This window comes from Yersinia sp. 1252 StPb PI, from assembly GCF_048593885.1.
In the GTDB taxonomy this organism is placed as follows: Bacteria; Pseudomonadota; Gammaproteobacteria; order Enterobacterales; family Enterobacteriaceae; genus Yersinia; species Yersinia enterocolitica_E.
In genome coordinates, this window is sequence record NZ_JAZGQE010000306.1 from 1 (window position 1) to 2,745 (window position 2,745).

Below are 2,745 nucleotides of genomic sequence, written 5' to 3' on the forward strand. Positions count from 1 at the left end.
TTCTACGATGTTAGTGTGTTTTCTGCGTGATTTGGCCTCAAACCCCAGTAGCACTCAACAGCAGAATGATAAGCTGTTAGTGCTACTGGTTTAATCGCGCCGACTGAGGTTAGCGCTTCTTGCGGTTACGATGCATATCTATGGCGACGGCACTGACAATAATGATGCCTTTGATTATGTCCTGAATGTAGGAGTCCACACCAATAAAAGTAAAACCACTCTTAATCAATCCTAAAATTACGGCGCCAATTACTGTACCGGTGATGCGACCGACCCCACCCATCAAGCTGCTACCACCAATAACGGCAGCCGCAATCGCATCCAATTCATAAGATTGGCCCATGCTTGATTGCCCGCTACTCNCCCGGGCGGCCAAAACCACGCCCGCCAAGCCAGCTAATCCCCCGGCAATGGTATAAACCGTTACCAGATATTTATTAACGTTAATGCCTGATACTTTTGCTGAAATCATATTCCCGCCGATGGCATAGACGTATTTACCATAACGGGTGTGTTTCAGTGCAATATGGAATATCACCGCAATAACCAAAAAAATGATAACGGGCATAGCACCTTGCCCAATCGCGGTAAAATCATCGGAGAGAAAACTTACCGGATTGCCTTTAGTGTAATATTGGGCAAGCCCTCTGGCAGAAACCATCATTCCTAATGTAGCGATAAAGGGAGGAATACCTGTACGGGTTATCAAGAAACCATTAATAAATCCACACAGTATCCCGACCCCTATTCCTGCAATAATAGGGATAGCCGCGGGTAAATCCAATAAGTGCGGATACATAGGTGAAATACTTTCTGATGTCTGTGCCAGACTCGCCGCGACAACAGCCGTTAATGCAATTAAAGAGCCGGATGAGAGATCAATGCCGGTAGTGATAATAACTTGTGTCACCCCGACGGCAATGATACCTATAATAGCCACTTGCAGAACGATCAATAATAGCCGATTAGGATTCAATAAAAATGATTGGTCACGAATAAACCAGCCAAGGAACTCAAAAATCAATGCAATACCGATCATGACAATAAAAATACCGGTATCTTTAGGTAATTTCCCTTTAAATCCAGACATGAATGAATGTGTTTTTGTTGACTCAACCGTTAATGATTTAGCAAATTTAACATTACTCATTATCGTTACCTTCCAGTAATTATTCTGAGGCCAGTGCCATTATCTTTTCTTGACTAGCATCTTGTTTATCTAATATTCCAGTGATGTGTCCGCTGTGCATGACCATAACTCTATCACTCATACCAAGAATTTCAGGTAGCTCAGAGGAAACTAAAATAATGGCTACACCGCGGTTCGCCAGTTCACTAATTAAACGATAAATTTCTGATTTTGCCCCAACGTCAATACCGCGAGTGGGTTCATCCAGAATAAGTATTTTGGGTTGAGCTAATAACCAGCGTGCTATGAGCACCTTTTGTTGATTACCGCCACTTAAATTATTAATTATTTGATCCATCGTAGGTGTTTTGATGTTTAATTTTTTAATCTGCTCCATGCAGTCTTTAGCCATTTGTCCATGACTGACAAAACCTTTTGTATTAATGTACTCAGAAAGATTTACGATGCTCATATTCTCAACCACAGACAAGACTAAGAATAACCCTGACTTCTTTCGGTCTTCGGTAAGAAAAGCCAATCCTTGTTCAATAGCCTTTGACGGGGAGTCGATATTGACTGGCAGACCCTCGATAAAAATTTCACCACTGTCCGCAGGGTGCATACCAAATAAGCTTTCCATAACCTCACTACGACCTGCGCCAACCAAACCAGCAACACCCAATATCTCGCCTCGTTTTACGGAAAATGAGATATTGCGAAATAGCCCATCTCGCCGTAACTCATTAACTCGTAAAACTTCTTCACCAATATTATTATTAAATTTTGGGAACATATGAGTAAGTTCGCGACCAACCATCATGGTGATTAATGACTGTTTTGTCAGGTTTACCGTTTTATCTGTGGCAACAAACATACCATCGCGGAAAACACTGACCTCATCAGTAATTTCGAATATTTCATCCATTTTATGGCTGATATAGATAATGCCTTTTCCTTGCTCTTTTAACTCAGTAATAATCGCAAACAGATGAAAAACCTCACCTTCGGTCAGCGCTGATGTCGGTTCATCCATTATTAAAACATCTGCATCATAAGAAACAGCCTTAGCAATCTCTACCATTTGTTGGCTGGCAATATTCAATTCACCAACCAGCATATCTGGTTTCAATTTTATATTTAAATGCTTTAATAAATCCTCGGTTTTACTGTTGAGCAAATCGTGGTTAACAAAACCATAATGAACGGGCTCTCGCCCCAACCAAATATTTTCTGCCACCGTCATATGCGGGACTAAATTTAGCTCTTGATGAATCATTGCGATACCAGCATAGAGTGCATCTAATGTATCACTGAAGTTAACCGTTTCGCCCTTTACTTTTATTAAACCTTCATCAGGATGATATATTCCTATCAAACATTTCATCAGGGTCGATTTTCCTGCACCATTCTCGCCCATTAATGCATGGACACTTCCTGCTTTTATTTTAATGCCCACTTTATTCAATGCCTTGACACCAGGGAATTGCTTACTGATGCCTTCAGCCTCGAGAATGTAAGGATACATATCATCATCTCCTTGGTCATCATAATACGCTCAGTGGGTAAGTGCCGTATTTATCAAAAAAGTGATAACAATAAATACGGCACGACCTATC

2 protein-coding genes are annotated in these 2,745 nt (G+C 41.0%); both read right to left on the bottom strand.

What is annotated here, in order from left to right; all coding sequences use genetic code 11:
• Positions 1–109 precede the first annotated feature (109 nt).
• Positions 110–1,150: an ABC transporter permease gene (locus V2A85_RS22985; RefSeq protein ID WP_420072472.1), complete on the bottom strand. Its 1,041-nt coding sequence runs from the start codon at positions 1,148–1,150 to the stop codon at positions 110–112.
• Positions 1,151–1,169: 19 nt separating this feature from the next.
• Positions 1,170–2,654, bottom strand: a complete 1,485-nt coding sequence (locus tag V2A85_RS22990; RefSeq protein ID WP_420072473.1) for a sugar ABC transporter ATP-binding protein — start codon at positions 2,652–2,654, stop codon at positions 1,170–1,172.
• Positions 2,655–2,745 lie beyond the last annotated feature (91 nt).